Origin of the sequence: Saccharicrinis aurantiacus, from assembly GCF_947489045.1 — a bacterium.
In the GTDB taxonomy this organism is placed as follows: domain Bacteria; phylum Bacteroidota; class Bacteroidia; order Bacteroidales; family Marinilabiliaceae; genus Saccharicrinis; species Saccharicrinis aurantiacus.
In genome coordinates this window covers 63,958-82,670 of record NZ_CANLCN010000008.1, presented here as the reverse complement: position 1 = coordinate 82,670, position 18,713 = coordinate 63,958, and the positions used below count along the sequence as shown (strand labels likewise).

Annotated in this window: 15 protein-coding genes; 5 read left to right on the top strand and 10 right to left on the bottom strand. The window is 35.3% G+C overall.

Annotated elements, in window-relative coordinates:
• Window positions 1–101: 101 nt before the first annotated feature.
• From amaB to map, 6 genes are all read right to left on the bottom strand, one after another.
• Entirely contained in the window at window positions 102–1,631 is a 1,530-nt protein-coding gene (amaB, locus tag QMO11_RS11055) for an L-piperidine-6-carboxylate dehydrogenase (RefSeq protein WP_282037346.1), read from the bottom strand.
• 126 nt (window positions 1,632–1,757) lie between these two features.
• Window positions 1,758–2,651 (bottom strand): DUF1338 domain-containing protein, encoded by an 894-nt coding sequence (locus tag QMO11_RS11050; protein ID WP_282037344.1) that lies wholly within the window; start codon window positions 2,649–2,651, stop codon window positions 1,758–1,760.
• 2 nt (window positions 2,652–2,653) lie between these two features.
• A complete protein-coding gene (locus tag QMO11_RS11045; RefSeq protein ID WP_282037342.1) occupies window positions 2,654–3,718 on the bottom strand; it encodes a saccharopine dehydrogenase family protein in 1,065 nt (354 codons plus the stop codon).
• 193 nt (window positions 3,719–3,911) lie between these two features.
• Window positions 3,912–4,616, bottom strand: a complete 705-nt coding sequence (locus tag QMO11_RS11040; RefSeq protein WP_282037340.1) for a hypothetical protein — start codon at window positions 4,614–4,616, stop codon at window positions 3,912–3,914.
• Window positions 4,540–5,184 (bottom strand): patatin-like phospholipase family protein, encoded by a 645-nt coding sequence (locus tag QMO11_RS11035; RefSeq protein WP_282037338.1) that lies wholly within the window; start codon window positions 5,182–5,184, stop codon window positions 4,540–4,542. Before QMO11_RS11035 ends, QMO11_RS11040 begins: the two co-directional genes overlap by 77 nt.
• Before the next feature lie 97 nt (window positions 5,185–5,281).
• Window positions 5,282–6,061: a type I methionyl aminopeptidase gene (gene map / locus QMO11_RS11030; RefSeq protein ID WP_075603972.1), complete on the bottom strand. Its 780-nt coding sequence runs from the start codon at window positions 6,059–6,061 to the stop codon at window positions 5,282–5,284.
• 264 nt (window positions 6,062–6,325) lie between these two features.
• Between map and QMO11_RS11025 the strand changes: the two genes are divergently transcribed.
• Complete coding sequence (locus tag QMO11_RS11025) at window positions 6,326–7,750, top strand: MATE family efflux transporter (protein ID WP_075603971.1); 1,425 nt, start codon at window positions 6,326–6,328, stop codon at window positions 7,748–7,750.
• Window positions 7,751–8,229: 479 nt separating this feature from the next.
• Here the strand turns inward: QMO11_RS11025 and QMO11_RS11020 are convergent, their stop codons facing one another.
• From QMO11_RS11020 to QMO11_RS11010, 3 genes are read right to left on the bottom strand one after another with little or no spacing between them, the layout of a single operon-like run.
• Window positions 8,230–8,856, bottom strand: a complete 627-nt coding sequence (locus tag QMO11_RS11020) for a CDP-alcohol phosphatidyltransferase family protein (RefSeq protein WP_075603969.1) — start codon at window positions 8,854–8,856, stop codon at window positions 8,230–8,232.
• Complete coding sequence (locus QMO11_RS11015; protein WP_282037335.1) at window positions 8,849–9,988, bottom strand: pyridoxal phosphate-dependent aminotransferase; 1,140 nt, start codon at window positions 9,986–9,988, stop codon at window positions 8,849–8,851. The genes QMO11_RS11020 and QMO11_RS11015 overlap by 8 nt, the downstream gene beginning before the upstream one ends.
• Entirely contained in the window at window positions 9,989–10,786 is a 798-nt protein-coding gene (locus QMO11_RS11010) for a phosphocholine cytidylyltransferase family protein (RefSeq protein WP_282037333.1), read from the bottom strand.
• A gap of 658 nt (window positions 10,787–11,444) precedes the next feature.
• Here QMO11_RS11010 and QMO11_RS11005 point away from each other — a divergent pair.
• The 3 genes from QMO11_RS11005 (at window position 11,445) to QMO11_RS10995 (ending at window position 12,980) form a co-directional block, all read left to right on the top strand.
• On the top strand, window positions 11,445–11,978 hold the full coding sequence (locus QMO11_RS11005) for a hypothetical protein (RefSeq protein WP_282037332.1): 534 nt from the start codon (window positions 11,445–11,447) through the stop codon (window positions 11,976–11,978).
• A gap of 241 nt (window positions 11,979–12,219) precedes the next feature.
• Window positions 12,220–12,648 (top strand): VOC family protein, encoded by a 429-nt coding sequence (locus QMO11_RS11000; RefSeq protein ID WP_282037330.1) that lies wholly within the window; start codon window positions 12,220–12,222, stop codon window positions 12,646–12,648.
• The gene (locus QMO11_RS10995) at window positions 12,648–12,980 is read left to right on the top strand and encodes a T9SS type A sorting domain-containing protein (RefSeq protein ID WP_282037328.1); all 333 of its coding nucleotides are present in this window, start codon (window positions 12,648–12,650) and stop codon (window positions 12,978–12,980) included. The genes QMO11_RS11000 and QMO11_RS10995 overlap by 1 nt, the downstream gene beginning before the upstream one ends.
• Before the next feature lie 97 nt (window positions 12,981–13,077).
• Here the strand turns inward: QMO11_RS10995 and QMO11_RS10990 are convergent, their stop codons facing one another.
• Window positions 13,078–14,232: a helix-turn-helix domain-containing protein gene (locus QMO11_RS10990; RefSeq protein WP_282037326.1), complete on the bottom strand. Its 1,155-nt coding sequence runs from the start codon at window positions 14,230–14,232 to the stop codon at window positions 13,078–13,080.
• Between the two features lie 219 nt (window positions 14,233–14,451).
• Here QMO11_RS10990 and QMO11_RS10985 point away from each other — a divergent pair, with 219 nt between their 5' ends.
• Window positions 14,452–18,066, top strand: coding sequence for a glycosyl hydrolase 115 family protein (locus tag QMO11_RS10985; protein ID WP_282037325.1), 3,615 nt, complete (start codon window positions 14,452–14,454; stop codon window positions 18,064–18,066).
• Window positions 18,067–18,713 lie beyond the last annotated feature (647 nt).

The window sequence follows — 18,713 nt, the reverse complement described above, 5'->3', positions numbered from 1 at the left end:
ATATGGCTTATGATAATTATTAGAGTACCTTTTTGATGTTTCTACAGTTCTTTTTTTTTTGATACTCTGAATTTTTTACCTCTTAAAAATACCGTATTACATTAAACCTCAAACTGAATACCCTGCGAAAGCGGCAAGTCGGCAGAATAGTTTATGGTTACCGTTTGTCTACGCATATAATTTTTCCAGGCATCGCTTCCGCTTTCTCTGCCTCCTCCTGTTTCTTTTTCGCCTCCAAAAGCACCTCCTATCTCAGCACCCGAAGTACCAATATTTACATTAGCAATACCACAATCGCTGCCACAATGCGATAGGAAATATTCCGCTTCACGCATATTAGTTGTCATAATAGTAGACGAAAGACCCTGGGGAACATTATTTTGTATTTCAATAGCTTCCTTTAACTCATTGTATGCAATGATGTATAATAAAGGTGCAAATAACTCATCTTGAACAATTGTCATATCAGAATTAACCAAAGCAATACTAGGTGATACATACGAGCCTTTTTCGAAACCAGGGACTTGAAGTATGCCTCCTTCTACTATAAATTGGCCTCCTTGCTTTTTACAAGCTTCAATACCTTCCATATAATTCTGTACCGCCTCATTATCAATTAGTGGCCCCATATGATTATTTGCATCTAACGGATTTCCGATTTTAACCTGAGCATAAGCACTCTTCAATTTATCGACTACGGAATCTAAAACCGATTGATGCACAATTAAACGTCTGGTTGATGTGCATCGCTGTCCGCTTGTGCCAATTGCGCCAAAATATGTGGCCGGAATAGCAATACCTAAGTCTGCATTTGGAGTAATAATCATGGCATTATTCCCTCCCAATTCTAATAAGGATTTCCCAAACCTTTGTGCCACGTTAAGCTTTACTGCTTTCCCCATTCGGCTAGAACCGGTTGCGGATACTAGGGCTATATCTTTATCTAAACTCTGCCACTCTCCTACTTCTTTTCCGCCTGTAATGAGGCAACTAATCGCCTGAGGCAAACCCCTTTCTTGAAGAATAGAGGCTATTAATTTCTGACAGACTAAGGCTGTTAAAGGTGTTTTTTCTGATCCTTTCCAGATACAAATATTACCACACACCCAAGCAATGGTGCTATTCCAACTCCATACGGCTGTGGGAAAATTGAAAGCTGATATAATGCCAATTACACCCAAGGGGTGCCACTGTTCATACATACGATGCATGGGGCGTTCGCTGTGCATGGTTAGGCCGTATAACTGTCGTGATAAACCTACAGCAAAATCGCAGATGTCAATCATTTCTTGCACTTCTCCATAAGCCTCTTGGATGCTTTTACCCATTTCATAAGATATCAGCTTACCTAAGTGATTCTTCTCCTTCCTCAACTTTTCACCGAAAAGACGAACTATTTCACCTCGCTTAGGGGCTGGAATATTGCGCCACACTTCGCTCGCCTTTTTCGATTCTTCAACAATAGTTTGATAGGCTTTTTTATCGGTAGTCTTTATTGATGCCATTTGAGAACCATCAACCGGAGAATACACCTCAATTAACGAAGCCCTTGATTGCACTGAATCTGAACCAATCCATGACCCTTCGTTTAGTTCTTCTATCTGAAAATGATCTAAAACATCTTGTAACATAACGAGTAGTTTAATGATTAATACTTAAATACATTCACAATATTATAAGCCAAATTTTAATCTAAAACAGTAACTTAAAGCCTTGCCCAAAACCAAGCTAATATATTCCGAGGCACGGTATTTCTTTTACTTCTTGCCTGTTTGGTTTGAGTAGGTACTTTCAAATATTTTATCGGCATTGGCTGTTTCAAAACCTTCTCTTCTTTGTGCTCGCGTAATTTGGTTTATAGGTAAATCCGCGAATTGAGGCAAAACCTTTCGTTCTGCAAACTCAACATAACTTCCGGGTATTTTATGAATGTCCTCTTCGGCAAAAGTGGCTTCAATCAGCTCTGAAACTGATGAGCTTTGCAATAAAAGTCCATCTTTACTTACTTTTATTATTCCACCAGCATCGTTCAACTTAATTCCTATCGAAACCAATAATTGATTAAATTTTTCCAATGTATTATAAGGACTCGCTAAATTATGCACACTAATGGTAAAATGATTTAGATAGTATTTGTTATAGATAGTCCACGATGCATATTCACTTTCGTTAGCTAAAATTTTATAGTTTTCCCAAGTGGGTGTTCTCCATAATTGCGAATGAAGAAAATTATCGACCATCGCGGCATCATCTAAATTTATTGTATCCACAGGATCGGATTTCACTTCATCAGTAAACGATTTTATCAAAGTTTGAATCTCATCAGAGAAATCATTTACTCGTAATTCACTTATAAATATTCGAGGTAAATTAGTTTTTGGAGGCGCATACCAGCGGGCATTTATCTTCTTATTCTCAAAATAATATGCATCGCGAGCTTCATATCCATGATGCAGAAAAATTTTCTCTAAAGATTTAATGCCTAATTGAGGCACTCCAATGGTTCTGAAAGCAATATGATCGTTTTCAATATCAGATAAATCTTTAATTAATCCTTTATCAACAAGCGTTTGAGTAATTCTATTTACATCAGGAACGCGCTGTTGATACCGAGTCATTAAGCCAGACAAAATTTGGTGAAGCGTTTCCATAATTACATTTGATTTTTATAGTATTGACCATATGTGGTGGATAAAAAATCATCCAAACTAATATCCTCTTGTTTTAAGTATCCTTTTGGAGCTGTAATGCCTTTGTGCACCAACTCTATAACACTACAAACGCTTGAGGCTGTAGTCCATGATATCGCTCTGTACTCCTTGCCATCAATCTGCTGAGGCAGATAAGTATGAAAAAACTCTTCGCGAAAAAGCTTATCTCCTTTCCAACCCTCAACGGCTGCATATACATGCACCATATCTTCTTTAACAGGAGGCTTAGCAATGGTTAATATCTCCTCAATGAGCTCTTTTTTATCCTTTAAGATTAACTCCGATAATAAGAATCGCATTAATCTGGCATGACCAGGATAACGTATTGTTTTATAGTTTAAAGTATCAACCTTGCCTTCTAGAGTTTTACATAACGTACCCAAACCGCCACTTGTGTAAAAAGCTTCGTATTCGCGACCTTCGATATTAATGGTTTCTAAACCCAGTAGAGAGCTTACATACTTTCTTTTGCCATTTGCTATTACCTCTGCATCTTCAATATACTCGTTAATAACACCTGCCGGCGACCAGTTAAATGAATAACCCAATAAACCATTAGGATACCTAGGCAAGGCTCCTACACGCAACTCAACATCTCTAAGACGGCTAAACTTATTTATTAAACTGCATCCCACAATGGCAATATAACCGGGAGCTAAACCACATTGCGGTGCCATAACTCCTTTGGATGTTTCGGAAAGTTTCTTTATCTCAACTGAGGTTTTAATATCCTCTGTTAAATCGAAATAATGAATGCCTAAAGTGTGCGCTATTTTAGCAATAATAATATTGTACTTGTAAGGTAAGCACGATACCACAGCATCAACTTCCCCAAGTTGTTTTAATGTTGTTTGTTGATTTGAAATATCAACCACAGAAGTCTTAAAAGGAAAAGATTCTGTAACAGGTTCTGAATCGAAACCATGTACTTTAAATGATTTACTTAATAAAATGGCAACTAGCGATCCAACTTTGCCAAGTCCTACAACTGCAACATTTTTTATCATACTCACCATATTTAGAATTACCACTCTCAACCATAAGTTAAGAAAGTTTTTGATGGTATGTAGTAGTTTGGTAGTAAGATTTATTCTTAAGAAGGAATAAGGTAAACGATCAGAGTTAACCTACAGATTAACCCTAACTTATTTCAATAATTAAAAGAAACTATGATAGAACTGTGCATGCGACAAAGCATTATTATTTTATAATATTAGGACAATACAAGCGCACTTGTAATTCTGTTAAAGATTCGGCAACTGCCATTAAAGCTTCTATTTGCTCATAACTCAAAGCCGTTAAGTTAGTACCTACTCCTAAAGCTACTTTTAGAACATTATTGTTTGGAAACGACTTCTGTAATTCACCGTAATTTATTCGCTGTTCCATATATGCTGTAATTTCCTGTTTAGTCATCTTTGCTATTTCTTCCTCACTTAATCCATGTGCTTCAATAATAGTAGAAGTTAACTGTCCGCCTTTGGCATAGTTCGCAAAATAGGATAAACACGTCTTCGGATCGTAAGCTAAGGACAAATAGGCAATCGATTTTTTACCCAAATACTTATTTAAAATTACATTATTTATAAACTGAATATTCTTAATTCTATTCATAAATAATTCACTAGTCTGTATTAAAAGCATCAAAGTATTATTCATCTGGGTAAGAGGTTTAAACCCTGTACCGGCATCGCTTACAATAATGTTTTCACACTCATAAACGGAACCATGATGCGTTAATTTGTGAATTCCCTGATTATCGTATACTCCCCCATCAATTAATGTAGGATTTATAAGTTTATAGTCCTGAGAATTTTGATAATAAGACTTAGCTATTTTTATAGGTAAAGGCAAAAGGCACACATGATGATGCCATAACAGCCCTACTAATAGGAAAATTATCATTTCTGAATTTTATTGATTTTCTTCCATTTTGTGAATACTCATAAAACGAATCATTCATCTTCTCTTTAGAAAAAGTAAATGGTCTGCCCGATTCAATATTGGTAGAATTAATAGCTAAAACAGGACTATGTGGTAAATCCTTTAGTGTTTTATTCTGATAAAAAACCTGAGAATAACGCTTTTCAATCATCTTACTAAATGGAAGTAAATTAAATTGAAATTTGAGGAATAAAGCAATTACCGGTAAATACAGAAACAGTAAATACCAAGCAAAATATGCTAAAACAAATGGCAATATAAGTACGAAAAGTCCTACAATGGCTAATATCACATACGAGGTTTTAAGCATATTTCTTTGTAGGCCTTCCTTAAATTCTTTTTCAAAACTCTCGAAATTATCTTTATTTAAAGTGTAGGCAGCACCAACTATTGAACCTCCTGAAACGGTTGAAATTACATCTACTTTATCTAATATGCCCATTTGATTTAACTTACGTAAAGTTCCTAAATGGAAAGCTGCTGCTCTAAAACCTCCACCCGATAGGGCTATTCCAATTTTTTGCTTCATAGTTATTATTAATGTTTAGGTTTTCGTTAATATAGTAAAAAGAAACCCTCCATAACAAAAGCAATGGAGGGTTTCTTTATAAGGTTTAATATAGCTCTTATTTGAATATATCGTACTCTCCCACATCCGTTAATATCTCCGATCCGGTTTCTGTAATCAATACTGTATGTTCAAACTGTGCCGATAGTTTACCATCGATGGTACGGGCAGTCCAACCATCATTTTTATCAATATTAGCTTTGGGCTTGCCTAAGTTAATCATTGGTTCAATGGTAAAAATCATACCTGGTTTCATTAAAGCACCCGATCCTCTTGGAGCACTATGCTCTACCTGAGGCTCCTCGTGAAACTCTAATCCAATACCATGACCACAAAACTCATACACTACACTGTATTTATTCTTCTTGGCAAACTGATCAATCGCATAACCAATATTCCCAAACTTATTATTAGGTCTTACCTCATCAATACCCAAATAAAGCGCTTCTTCTGTATCCTCAACCAATTTAGCAGCTTCCTCAGAAATATTTCCAATGGTAAACATGGTGCTTGTATCGCCATAATAACCATCTAAAATTGTGGTAACATCAATGTTTAAGATATCCCCTTCTTTAAGAATAGTTTTATCGTTAGGAATACCATGACAGATTACATCGTTTAAAGAAATACAACACGATTTTGGATAACCATGATACCCAAGAGTAGCAGGTATTGCACCATTATCGCGCATATATTCTTCAATTAATTTATCTAATTTATTGGTATTAACCCCTTCTTTTACAAAGTCACTAATATACTTGAGTGTATTACCAGCCAACTGAGAGCTTTTACGTATCCCCGCAATTTGCTCCGCATTTTTTATTATTATCTCTTCCATTTAAATCTCCTTCTAAATATAATATGCCAAGGATACTGTAATAATATCTTTTAGCTTTATAGAAACGCAAAGATAGTTATATAGTTTTGTGTTGACATATGTTTTAAGTCAGATTGTACTTATTTTGGTATTGGTAAACAGCCTGAAGCTATTAAAACCAATATAATACAAACACATTCTGATGCACAAAGAATAAAATTAGGTAGGCTTTACTCCTGTTTAAACTCATAAATACCAAGCTATTTTTTTGTAATTTTGCGGCTTATGAATAAAGCAATCGATTTAACTAAAGGGCCGATATTTAAGCAACTGTTCAGCCTTGCAATTCCTATTATTGGCACTTCGCTAATGCAAATGGCGTACAACTTAACTGATATGATTTGGTTAGGTCAGCTAGGTAGCGATGCGGTTGCTTCTGTTGGTTCTGCAGGTTTTTACGTTTGGCTTGGTATGTCAATTCTGCTTATTACGCGCATTGGTGCCGAAATAGGCGTATCGCAATCTTTAGGTAAACAGGATAAAGAAAAAGCGGGTAAATTTGCCAGGCATTCCTTGTTTTGGGCACTAGTATTATCAACCGCCATAATGCTGATTGCTTTAATATTTACCCCCGAGCTCATTAGTGTATTTCGCTTATCTGAAGGTGTTGTTGAAAACGGTTCTATCAGTTATTTACGCATTGTTTCGTTGGGATTTATTTTCACCTTTATCAATCCTACATTTCAGGGTATTTATAATGGCGTTGGCAATAGCAGACTTCCATTTTACTATCTATTGGTGGGTTTAGGACTAAATATGATATTAGACCCTTTACTGATTTTTGGCTTTGGCTTTATTCCGGAACTGGGAATAGAAGGTGCAGCCACAGCTACCGTTATTGCTCAATTGGTGGTTTTTATCATTTTTATGATCCGCTTTGTTTGGAAGAAAGAGATTATGGATCCACAACTGAAACACTTTAAGTTGTGCCGAGATATTACCAAATCTATATTTAAGTTAGGATCTCCGATTGCTGCCGAGAGTAGTCTGTTTGCTATTTTTGCATTAATCCTAGCGCGTATGATTACCCAATGGGGCGATACGCCCATTGCAGTGCAGAGTGTAGGTGCTCAAATAGAAGCACTTTCGTGGATGACATCATCGGGCTTTGCTACGGCATTGGGAAGTTTTACGGGACAGAATTACGGAGCTGGTAATTGGGACAGAATAAAGAAAGGATACCTTACCACAATTGGTATTGGCGTGGTTTTAGGTGGGATAATAACGCTTGCTTTCTTATTTTTAGGAGAGCCTATTTTCTCCCTCTTCTTAAAAGAAACCACTGCTTTGGCAATGGGTGTTCATTATCTTAAAATACTTGCTATATCACAAATATTCATGATTCTTGAAATAATAACGCGTGGCGCCTTTAATGGTATTGGAAAAACCGTGCCCCCATCGCTTGTTGGTATCATATTTACAGGCGCCCGAGTACCTGCTGCGCTTATTCTTTCATCGGAAAAACTATTGGGTATGTTTGGTATCTGGTGGGCCATTAGTTTATCAAGCATAATTAAAGGTCTGGTATTAATGACTTGGTATTTAATTGTACTGAAGAAACATAATTCGGGCTCATCGGGCTTAAAAAGTAAACTGATTAGTTGTATTCCGAATAGGTTACGACAACAAATTAGAATTGAACAGGAGTAGTAAATAATGTTAAACCAAACCCTGACTTTAAAGCGTATCGTGATAATGAAGTTACTATGGCTTATTATTACAAAGATATGAACGGTGAATGTGTCAAAAAGATTTCTATCTCAGCTGACCAATATATGGATTAAGAATAAAGAAAAGTTCTAATCAAGTATCTACCAGCGAACTATTATTCTGCTGCCCCCCCTTTCCCACTGGCCAAGGAACCCGCCTGAGCTATGCGCCTCTCTATAGTTTGGGCGCACATACTTTTATTTACTAAGCACAGTATAGAGGACGGTGTTTATTGGTTGGCACTAAACTTCGGCTAGCAATGCCAAACCACCGATTTGGCTTTAGAAATAAAACACTAAAACAAATCAGTGATTTGGCTTCATGAAAGTTTGAAAGGTCTGATTTGTGAAATCGCCATACACTTCATTTGGCTAACCTTTGGCTTTCATACAGAACATACTTCAAATCAATAATTGAAACTATAAAAGCCAAATATATATACAAGTAAGCGCCAAAACATATATGTCCAAAACATAAACCCACTTACCTCCTAATTTTACCGTTGGGATTGAGGATAAATTTAGTGCCGATAGAAACATCATAAGTGCATATATTATTAAAGAAAAGGTGCTTGTTTTAAAGAAGCCCTCAAATAAGAATACAAATGCCAAAATAAGCACATTATTATCAAGAGGGAAACCTTTATAGGTTTTGCTATCGATAAGCCCATATACATTAAAGTAGCTTAGCCGAATAGCACTAGATGCAACAATTATAAATGCACCAGGTATAAACCAAACATTGTAATTTCCGTAACTTAAAAGTAGGATAGCAGGCAAAATACCAAAACTTACAATATCAATCATAGAATCAAGCTGAGCGCCAAATTCACCCTGTACCTTCGTTCGTCCTTTCAGTTTACGTGCAATAATACCATCATACCAATCGAACAGCACAGCCCACAAAACCGCTACTATTGCAGCTGAAAAATTTTCTTGTATGGCAAAATAAATTCCTATTACGGCACTTAATAAACCTAATAGAGAACAAATATTTGGCAAATCGATGATAAAGCTGAATACACTTTTTTGTTTGATACTATTCATACATCACCTCCTTTAGTGCAGCAATTAGTTTATTATTTTCTTCCTGAGTTCTACTGGCAATACGTATATACCGGTGGGCATCGGGTTGGGTTTTTCCAACACTATCTTTGATGTAAATATTGTGCTTAATAAATAAACGCTTTACCACTTCAGGGCCACTTATAGCCGCATCTGGCAAACGGCAATAAATGTAGTTAGCATCGGGGTTAAAAACGTTCATTCCTTCAATGGAACACAACTGGTCGTAAAAAATATCTCTATCTACTTTTACTTTATTGCAACTCGCCTTAAACTCCTGTTTATATTGGGGTAATATCCTTAAAAATTCTTCGGCAAAACCATTGATGTTCCAAATGTGTATGCCACCTCTAACCTTTTTTGCAAAATCGGCATTTGCTGTTAACATGTAACCAATTCTCAATCCACAAATACCATAGGCTTTACTCATACTTTTTAGAATTGCCATATTAGGATATTTGTCAATATCTTTCTCTAGACTTATCTGTTCATTATTATCGGCAAAATCCAGAAAAGATTCATCAATAATAAGCATGCAATTGCTTGGTTCTAGCTTTTTAGCTAATCTAATTAAATCGTTTTTTGGAACTAACATCGATGTAGGATTATTGGGCGTAACCACAACAGCCATATCGGCACCAACTTTTATTGCTTCATCGGCAAATTTATCTACATCAAGTTGTAAGGATGGAAATTCAAGGGGGAATTCAACAGCCTTGCCTTCAGGGGCTGCATTCACATATTCATTAAATGAGGGAACAGGAACTATAATTTTCTTTGCTAAACTTCCTGAAAGTATTTTTATAATTTCGGCAGCGCCATTTCCTACTATAATTCTTTCTGATTGTTGGTTAATAATGCAGCCAATTAGTTCGGCAAGTGCATCTTGCGCCATTGGATAATTCAGAACAAGGTTGTGAATATTATCTTTTAAATGACTAAAAATTTCCTTGGGTGGGAAATATAAGTTATACAAATAAGCATGATCGGTAAAGTGGTGCCTATAATAGCCACCATGCTGCTTTGATATGTATTCGTATTTTTCTTCTTGCGTATTGTATTTATTCTCCATTGTATTTTTATGCTTCATTACTTCTTCTGTTCCTTCTTTCAATTATACTATTGAATTTTCGTGCCTAACAACCTTTTGCTCTGGCACAGGAAATAACAATTCAGCTTTTGCCAAATCTTCAATAGTGTCGATTTCGTACCACGGTTTGTGGTCGAAGGAAACCGAGTTAAGAGAGAGGCTTTTACTATCAACCATTTCAGAAAAAACGGTTTCGTAATAACAGTTCACATCACCTGCTTCTATATATTGGTTTAAACGCTTAACAATAGCCTGCCACGATTGAAGCGAAAAGCTATATATATTAACGGTTTTATACCTAATATCAGAATAGGAATCGCTAGTTCCTTGTTGAAATTGTGTAACCATATTTGTTTGGTCGATAGACACTGTGGTGCCGTTTAACCAAGGTTGCATTAAAGCAACAGCCATCCTATCAGGATAAACCATATCATCAAGTAAGGTAGAACTCAATACCAAATCGCTTTCAAATAAAACAAAGGGCTCATTGATAATATTTTTAGCCATCCAAAGCGAATAAATATTATTGGTTGTTTTATATAAAGGACTGTGAATATATTCAATATTCAAGTCTCCCGATTTATCTCCAAGATAATCAACAATGCATTTTTGTTCGTGGCCTGTTACAATTACCAATCGTTTAAACCCTTGCTTTTTTAGGTTGGTAACCAGTCGGGCGAGAATAGATTTTTCATTAACAAGAGTAAGGCATTTTGGAGAGCTTTTAGTTAGAGGAAAAAGGCGACTTCCAGTACCAGCAGCAAGAAGCAATGCCGTGGTAATACGTTTTGTACCACAACAATTGTTTATATCAGTATTCATGTAAAGATGTATTGATATCATCGAAATAAACTAAACACCCTTAAGGCATTCAGCGCACTAAGTATTAGTACTCCAATGTTGGGACCATTACTGATAATTCAACTATAAGTATGAAGTCTGCTGATGTAGTATTTTCTGCTTCCTAAGCTTATCAACAAAAATGATAGTGAATGATTGATACTAAAAGATTAGTAATCCGTTTGTAAAGGTACTCTATTAAATAGCAGTAACTAATGTTCGAACTTTTTTATTTTATCATGCTGTTATAAAGCAACGTAACATACGTTGCTCCCAACTCGAGCTCATGGCCATGCTCTAATAAGTCTACACCTCTGCCACTACTCATTGAGTGCCGCTTATGGTAGCACCCACCTATACATAATTTAGCATTATTATAAATTAAGGCACCAACTTTAACTAGCAATGATAAACTGCTAGCAATAAGCTTATTTTTTCTATTTTCGACAAGCATAGAAAACAATATCTAAAATCCTAACCATGATTATACTGCACAGTGGCTAAAATAACAAACGAAATTTCATAACATTAGTAGTTAGGTTGCTATAAAGATTTATACCCTTAAATGATGGGATACAGATAAGTTGGACGCAATAATGTAGATTGCCGAATCTACGTGATAATTAGGAGATTATTTAATATGGCATATTCAAGATTTACGAACATAACACTTACACTTTTATTAAGCATCTCTACATTAACTAGCTGTAAAAGAATAGACATAAAGTCAGTCTTGAGTGCCAATCAAGAAACTTTACAGACAATATGCAATGATTTTCTTCGACAAGGAACTATAACATATATCAATATAACTTCACATTATGACAAAGGAACTTGTGACGGAGTCAATTATTGGAGTTTGTGTTTTCAGAAATGGGAGAAATATAACAAACAAACAGAGAAAAGAATATATTTAAATAGTTTGGAAGAGGTGCTTAAATATGAAAAGATTGATATAGGTGATTACATGGCATTAGTAAATACCTTGAAAAAGTATCACCTAAAATCTATAAGTAAAGTATACAATTGTTCATCATGTGTAGACTTGGAATTTGACCTCGAAGGTTTAAGATATTCACAAGACAGCACGTATAGACTGAAAAAAGATTTTGAATATTTACAAGTAGAACAAATTAATACAAATTGGGCTTATTATCAGCGCGATTGGAATTAGAAATTACAGCGTCCAACAAATTGGAATAAACAATGTGGGGTGGCAGTGATTTGGAAGTGAATTATGGCGAAACAAGTTCCGCCAACGCTCTTCATTCCGTTTGGAATGAACGCTACAAACAAAATAACAAGATTTGGCTCAGCAGGATTTCAGAAGGTTGGTTTCGTTCAATCGCCAATCGCTTCATCCAGTCAACATTAGCTTTTATGTCAAACCGAAAATAAACCTTATTTAATTATATATGAAACCCATAATTGACCATATTCAGATCACCGTAAAGGACATAAATGTAGCTGAAAAATTCTACGACCAATTTCTACAAATTTTAGGATTCAATATTAAGAATAAAGTTAAAGCATTTATTGAAGAAAATGACTTTCATGTAATTGAATATACTCATGAATTGTTGGCATTTGCGATAACCTCGCCTCGAGAAGCTTTTAAGAATGATTCTATAAACAGACGAAAACCTGGAGCATTACATCATTTAGCATTTAAAGCAAGTTCACGGACAGAAGTGGATAATGCATACCTTAAATTGCGTGAAATAGGTGCTGAAATAGTTTCTAGACCTCAAATTCATAAGGAATACAGTGAAAATTATTATGCCTTATATTTTAAAGACACTGAAAATATAAAATATGAGATTGTTTGTACAAACAAAGAATAGTGAATAGCGGTACCGCCAAAGTAAACATTGACCTTACCGGGATTACCCCAACATCGGAATTAGAAAATGGAGAGTTCTACTTTCTGTTTCCAAGATTTACATCAAGCAATGGTGAAAGTTACTCTATAATTGGCTTGTCAAAAATAAAGATAGAGGATGGTGATACAGGAATTGAGCCTAATGGTGAAGCTAATATTAAGGTATTTCCGAACCCTGCAGAAACCGAATTACACGTATACTTTGGAAACCATGCAAACTACAACGTTTCAATTTATAATTTACAGGGAGTACTACTAATTAACAAAAACGAATTATACCAAATGCATTATTAAATAATTGATGAATAAATTGAATTATATTGGGTTTTTACGATGAAGTTAAAACTTAACAGAAGTAATTTACATCAATCATTTGATGATGTTTTTGGTATTACTTCTTATCCAGCAATAAAAATTCCATTTCATAAGATTTTCTTTGCCATCCTGAGACCTTAAAAAGAGCTATAAAATCATCATGTTTCTCTAAATCATGTCGTTTGTAGAATGCAGCTACAGAATCGTTTTGAGTAAAATAGTTAAGTGCGCTAATAGCTCCGCAATCTTGGTCAGAAAGGAAAAAACGCATTTCATTTCCTGTAGGCATCGAAATTTTTGCGACTACCGTATAATCAATAATTTTATCATTATAGTTAACAATATCTCCATACGATATGATTGTATTAGTATTTGGGTCTTTACGCTCAACTATTTGACTTCTAAAAGAGTACTGAGGAAAGTTTTCTGATATAATATTCTTGAGCATTCCCATTGATTTTGATTGACCAAAGTATACCAAATTTTCCTTCGCAAGTTGAGCCACGCTCCATTCCGATATCTGTGTAATATCAAATGGATAATTATATTCAACCCAAAATTCCGTAATATTTCTACTGCAATACGGAGCCATCCAGTTAAAATAATGATGTCGGCTTGGGTGCATTTTGCCCTCCAATTCAGGATTGATTTTCAGAAATTCATGTAATTCTTGTTCTGAATTAATCTCATAATCACGTGTTATTCCTTTGCTGCTTGTAGTGGTAGGTCCTTCAATAGTAAAATAATCTCCAAATATTACAGTAGTCGGAAAGTTGTTTTTCATTAAGTTCTCCCAAAAACCATTGACAGGTTTTTTATATAATAATATTCCAATAACAGTAGTAAGAATAGTTACTGCAACAAGAGAAACAATATGGAGTGAAACTTTCTTATAGGTAGATGTTTTTTGAAACTTATCAAACTGAACATTATACTGTCCTTTAGCTATTCGAAAAACAATATCACCCGGCTTGGCATTCTGCGCATAATATTCATCAAGCTTTTTGCGCAAATGATAAATATATACTCTAACATTATTGTCCGATTTTACAGGGTCGTAATGCGAACCAAAGAATTCAGTTCCAATAGTACTTTCCTTTACATCAATATTGTTTAACGTTGACTCAACCAAGAATCGAAGTAAACGAACATTTGTTTTTGACCTTGAAAATTTTTTATCAGATATAATTTTCTGTAGATGTGCTAATATTTTGTCTTTTTCTAATTTCATAATTGTTGTAAATGTACCAAAATTACGGAATATATATTCTGCGTTAAAAGATGTTCAAAATGCTAACAGACTTAATGATATAATTAAAAAGAACTGACAAGCAACATCTTACAAGAAGTTTTTAACAGTTAAAAAACGTGAATTGCTGAATGTTAGCAATCCAAATTATTCGAGGTGCATATTTTTACCGAAAGGTTATTCATAAAAACTCTCATATAAATGAAAAGGCAATATTTATTACTCTTAATTTTAGTATTTATAATTACACTTGTTAGTTGTTCTAAACAAAATCACACCAACAGTTTCACACTTTTTAATAATGGAGAAGTATCTAACATTTACGTATCAGAAACCGAAGAACCGCAAATTCTTAGAGCTGTATCAGATTTACAAAATGATATTGCGATGGTTACAGGAACAAAACCAAATATTGTACACTCATTAAGTGAAGTCGGAAACAATGCAATAATTATCGGTTCTGTTAAAAATTCAACCGTTCAATACCTAAAGTCGATAGACTTAATAAACGAAGCCGACAGTTTAGAAAGCATGCACGAAGCATTTCTGTTAAAGGCTGTTGAAAACCCTTCCAATAATATAAACAAAGCACTTGTTATTACAGGTAGTGATGCCAATGGAACGGTTTACGGTATTTACGAAATATCTGAACGAATTGGAATATCGCCAATGTACTGGTGGTGCGATGTTGTTCCTGAGCGAAAAAGTAAGGTTGTTTTAAAAGATTGTCTGGTCTTACCCTTCGAGCCATCGGTACGCTTCCGAGGGATATTCATTAACGACGAAGAAGCCTTGATTCAATGGAGCGAAAAAACTACGTCTGATGAATATAATACACACATCAGTCCAGGTGCATACAAACGTATATTCGAACTTTTACTTCGTCTAAAGGCAAATTCAATTTGGCCTGGAATGATGCAAGCCGGTAGTTATTTCTTTGAGGCAAAAGATGAAAACGGAGTGCCTGTAAATCCTAAAAATGCTAAGGAGTATGGTATCTACGTTGGCTCGTCGCATTGCGAAAATATGGCGCGTAACAATTTTGCCGAGTGGTACGATTGGGCCAAAGAACACAAAGATATGTACGATGCCAAAGGGGTTCCGGTATGGGATTACACGGTAAATCCTAAAACTATTGAAGCTTACTGGCAACAACGTTTAGATGAGTCAAAGGATTTTAATATGATTTACACCTTAGGTATTCGCGGTGTACACGATTCGCCATTCGAATATGCGAATCTTAAAAATCCAACCTTAGAAAATAAGGTAAAGCTATTGCAAAAAGTTATCGACCGCCAGCGTGAAATGATTAAAGAAACGTTTGGCTCAGAAGATGCCGTAACACAAATATTTGTGCCTTACGAAGAAACCGGAGAAATATACAATGGCGAAAGCAAGGATGGCAAAGAGCAGTGCGAGGGTTTAAAATTACCTGAGGATGTGATTATGGTATGGACCGAAGATAACTTTGGTTATGCGCGTCAGTTACCAAATTCTAATGAACAAGCACGTGCAGGAGGAAATGGTCTTTATTATCACTTAGCATATCAGGGCGGTGCAACTTACGATTGGCTTTATACTACGCCGCTACCTTTAATTCAGGAGGAATTACGAAAAGTATATGACCAAAATGTGCGCAACTTCTGGATTGTGAATGTAGGCGACATTAAACCTGCCGAGTTGGGACTTCAATTCTATATGTCTTTAGCATATAATATCGATTCGTACACCAAGAATAAAACCAAAGACTTTTTGCAAAAAAGTGCGAAACAGCAGTTTAGTGTTAACGAGGCTGATGCGACAGAAATTGCTGATTTAATTAATGATTTCCATAACCTTTGTCGCCCTAAAAAACCGGAGCATCTATTCCCATTTTGGGACTGGAAATATGAAAATAACTTTAGGTATCGTTTCTATAGTATGTTCGATTTTGGTGATGAAACACAACGGCAAATTCAAACGGCAAATGAATTAGAACAAAAAGCAAAAGCTATCTATAACAAACTTGAAGAATCTTATAAAATTCCTTTCTGGCACCTAGCTTATTATCCAATTCGCTCTACAAGGTTAATGCTCGAAAAAACGCAGTATTATCGTAAAAATGTAGCTTATGCAAAGCAAGGACGTTTTGCCAGTGTAAATGCATATAAAACTTTATCGGAAAAAGCAGAAGCGGCCATACAAGCCGATTTAGAGGAATACAGAACCATTAAAGACGGCAAGTGGAATGGCATTATGGATCCATATGCTTTGTATAATTTTAAGGAGCGCATATTCGATGTGGCAAATATTCCGAACAATCAGGTATACGACGAAAAATACAACGAAGAAGCCGTAAAAGGAATAGGTTCGGTTTGCGAAGGTCAGGCCATAGGAAATGAAAATGTCGAATTACGCTTTTCTTCTTTCGAAGATAAAATACGTTTTATCGATGTTTTTAATAAAGATATTGAAGCAAGCGATTGGAATATTGAAGCGGATGCAGAGTGGGTTAAGTTCTCAAAAACAGGTGGAAGTGTAAGCATCGAAGAACGTTTGTTCGTCAATATCGATTGGGGTAAGGCTTCTACAGGCGATAACAAAGCAATTATTACCGTTAAGGATAAGCACGGATTTTCAAAACTGTATCCTGTTAAAGCAACTAAGTTCGATATCGACCTTAAAGAAAAATCGTATGTTGAGGGTAATGGCATTGTAGCAATTGAGGCAGAAAACTATACCCTCAAACAAGATGGAAAAGATGCCAAATGGCATAAGTATGATAACTTTGGTTATTATGGTTCGTCTATGTTTATTAAAGGTGGAAGTAAAGTTAAGGACGATATCAAATCTAATGCAGCCCGATTAGAGTATTCAGTATATTTTGCAAGTACAGGAACTTACTACGGTCAGTTATACCGCATACCAACGCTGAACGAAGGAAAAGGAAACACATGTGAAATAGCTGTTGGTTTAAATAATGATGAACCTCTGGTTTTATCGGGTGTCAGACAAAAAGGACAACGGAAATCGGCGAAATTACCAAGTGGCGCAAAAGAAAACTGGAGCTGGGAAATGAATATCCTAACGCAAATGGAGAAAATGCCTTTCGAAATTACTGTTGAAGAGCCGGGTTATCATACTATTAAAATTTATCAGATAAATACCGAAATTGGAATCGACAGATTGGTATTATGTGCTGATGACCAAGCAAAGGCTACACAAAAGCGAGGACTGATTGGAGCACCCGAAAGCTACAATAACTTTGCAAGTTATTCTCCGTCTAAAATAGCTTTAGCACCTGTATTAACCGAAGAAATGGCAAAAGTAAATGCTTTGCCAAAACCAGCACCTTTAACAGGAGCAAAACTGAATTTTGCTTTATATTCTATGATCGAAGCATTAGGCTTTACGCCGGTTAATCAGCGTCATGTGTTCGATCCAAATAAAAACCAATTTGGATGGAGGGCCCAGGATGTAAACAACATTTGGCACCACCATAACGAAGCTTCGGAGCGTGTAATATTTTGGCAGCGTGACGGACTCACCGGTAAGAAAGAAGCTAAGTTTTTTGTGAAACTTAAAAAGGGTACCTACAAAGTAAAATATTACATGGGCGATGCCCGCACTAAGGCCGAGATGATTTATTTCAAGGGGGCAACTTTCGATATGTCGTTTGCCATTAACGGAAAACAGCTAATGAAAAACGAAAAAGTGTATTCTGGCAAACAAAAGATTGAAACCGTTGAGGTGGAGATCGGTGATGATGAATTACTTGAATTAACTCTTAATGGTACATGGATCATCAATGCATTAGAGATAGAGAAAAATGATTAACATCTAAATATTCCAAAAAAAAATGATGGACTAAGGCTTATTTATGATACCCACTCTCCCACCCTTTTGTAAAACAATTAACATTATAGCTCAACTTATTATTCATTTGCTCACAGAAACTATACACACTTGTATTTAGTATTGATATAAATTAATGCTTAACTCTAAATTTATATTGTTAAACGAATCCTATTCGAGGTATTTTTTCTATTTTCGAAACGAAGAAAACATGTACCAAACCTCAAACTATGAAAATACTCCACAGTGGCTAAAGCCATACACTCCATCAAATTCAATATTGGTATACTGCTCTATTACCTTACAAATACCGAAAACACATAATAAAAATGATATAGATGTATTTTCGTTGTGGGCGAATGCATATTAGTTGCCAACAAAAAAAGTAATATCTAAAAGTTTATACTCAACAATTATGAAGTTAAGAACTTGCCCTTACTGTAATTATAAATATTCAAAATCGGCCTATATAAAGAACCTCCTTTTTAAAGTAATAATGTCAAAATGGGACTGTTTAAATTGCCAACGGAAAATTACATTTGATAATAAAAGAAGGTTTTATATTGGATTACTTATTGGAATATGGGTCGTTGTAACTAATGGAATTATAAGTATAGTACGTTATAAAT

Coding starts and splice junctions, on each gene's coding strand:
- QMO11_RS11035 (WP_282037338.1), bottom strand. CDS start 5,184: ATGAAGCAAAAAATTGGAATAGCCCTATCGGGTGGAGGTTTTAGAGCA.
- QMO11_RS11020 (WP_075603969.1), bottom strand. CDS start 8,856: ATGAATAGTATCAAACAAAAAAGTGTATTCAGCTTTATCATCGATTTG.
- QMO11_RS11005 (WP_282037332.1), top strand. CDS start 11,445: ATGGCATATTCAAGATTTACGAACATAACACTTACACTTTTATTAAGC.
- QMO11_RS11050 (WP_282037344.1), bottom strand. CDS start 2,651: ATGGAAACGCTTCACCAAATTTTGTCTGGCTTAATGACTCGGTATCAA.
- QMO11_RS10985 (WP_282037325.1), top strand. CDS start 14,452: ATGAAAAGGCAATATTTATTACTCTTAATTTTAGTATTTATAATTACA.
- QMO11_RS11025 (WP_075603971.1), top strand. CDS start 6,326: ATGAATAAAGCAATCGATTTAACTAAAGGGCCGATATTTAAGCAACTG.
- QMO11_RS11045 (WP_282037342.1), bottom strand. CDS start 3,718: ATGATAAAAAATGTTGCAGTTGTAGGACTTGGCAAAGTTGGATCGCTA.
- QMO11_RS11000 (WP_282037330.1), top strand. CDS start 12,220: ATGAAACCCATAATTGACCATATTCAGATCACCGTAAAGGACATAAAT.
- amaB (WP_282037346.1), bottom strand. CDS start 1,631: ATGTTACAAGATGTTTTAGATCATTTTCAGATAGAAGAACTAAACGAA.
- map (WP_075603972.1), bottom strand. CDS start 6,061: ATGGAAGAGATAATAATAAAAAATGCGGAGCAAATTGCGGGGATACGT.
- QMO11_RS10990 (WP_282037326.1), bottom strand. CDS start 14,232: ATGAAATTAGAAAAAGACAAAATATTAGCACATCTACAGAAAATTATA.
- QMO11_RS11040 (WP_282037340.1), bottom strand. CDS start 4,616: ATGATAATTTTCCTATTAGTAGGGCTGTTATGGCATCATCATGTGTGC.
- QMO11_RS11010 (WP_282037333.1), bottom strand. CDS start 10,786: ATGAATACTGATATAAACAATTGTTGTGGTACAAAACGTATTACCACG.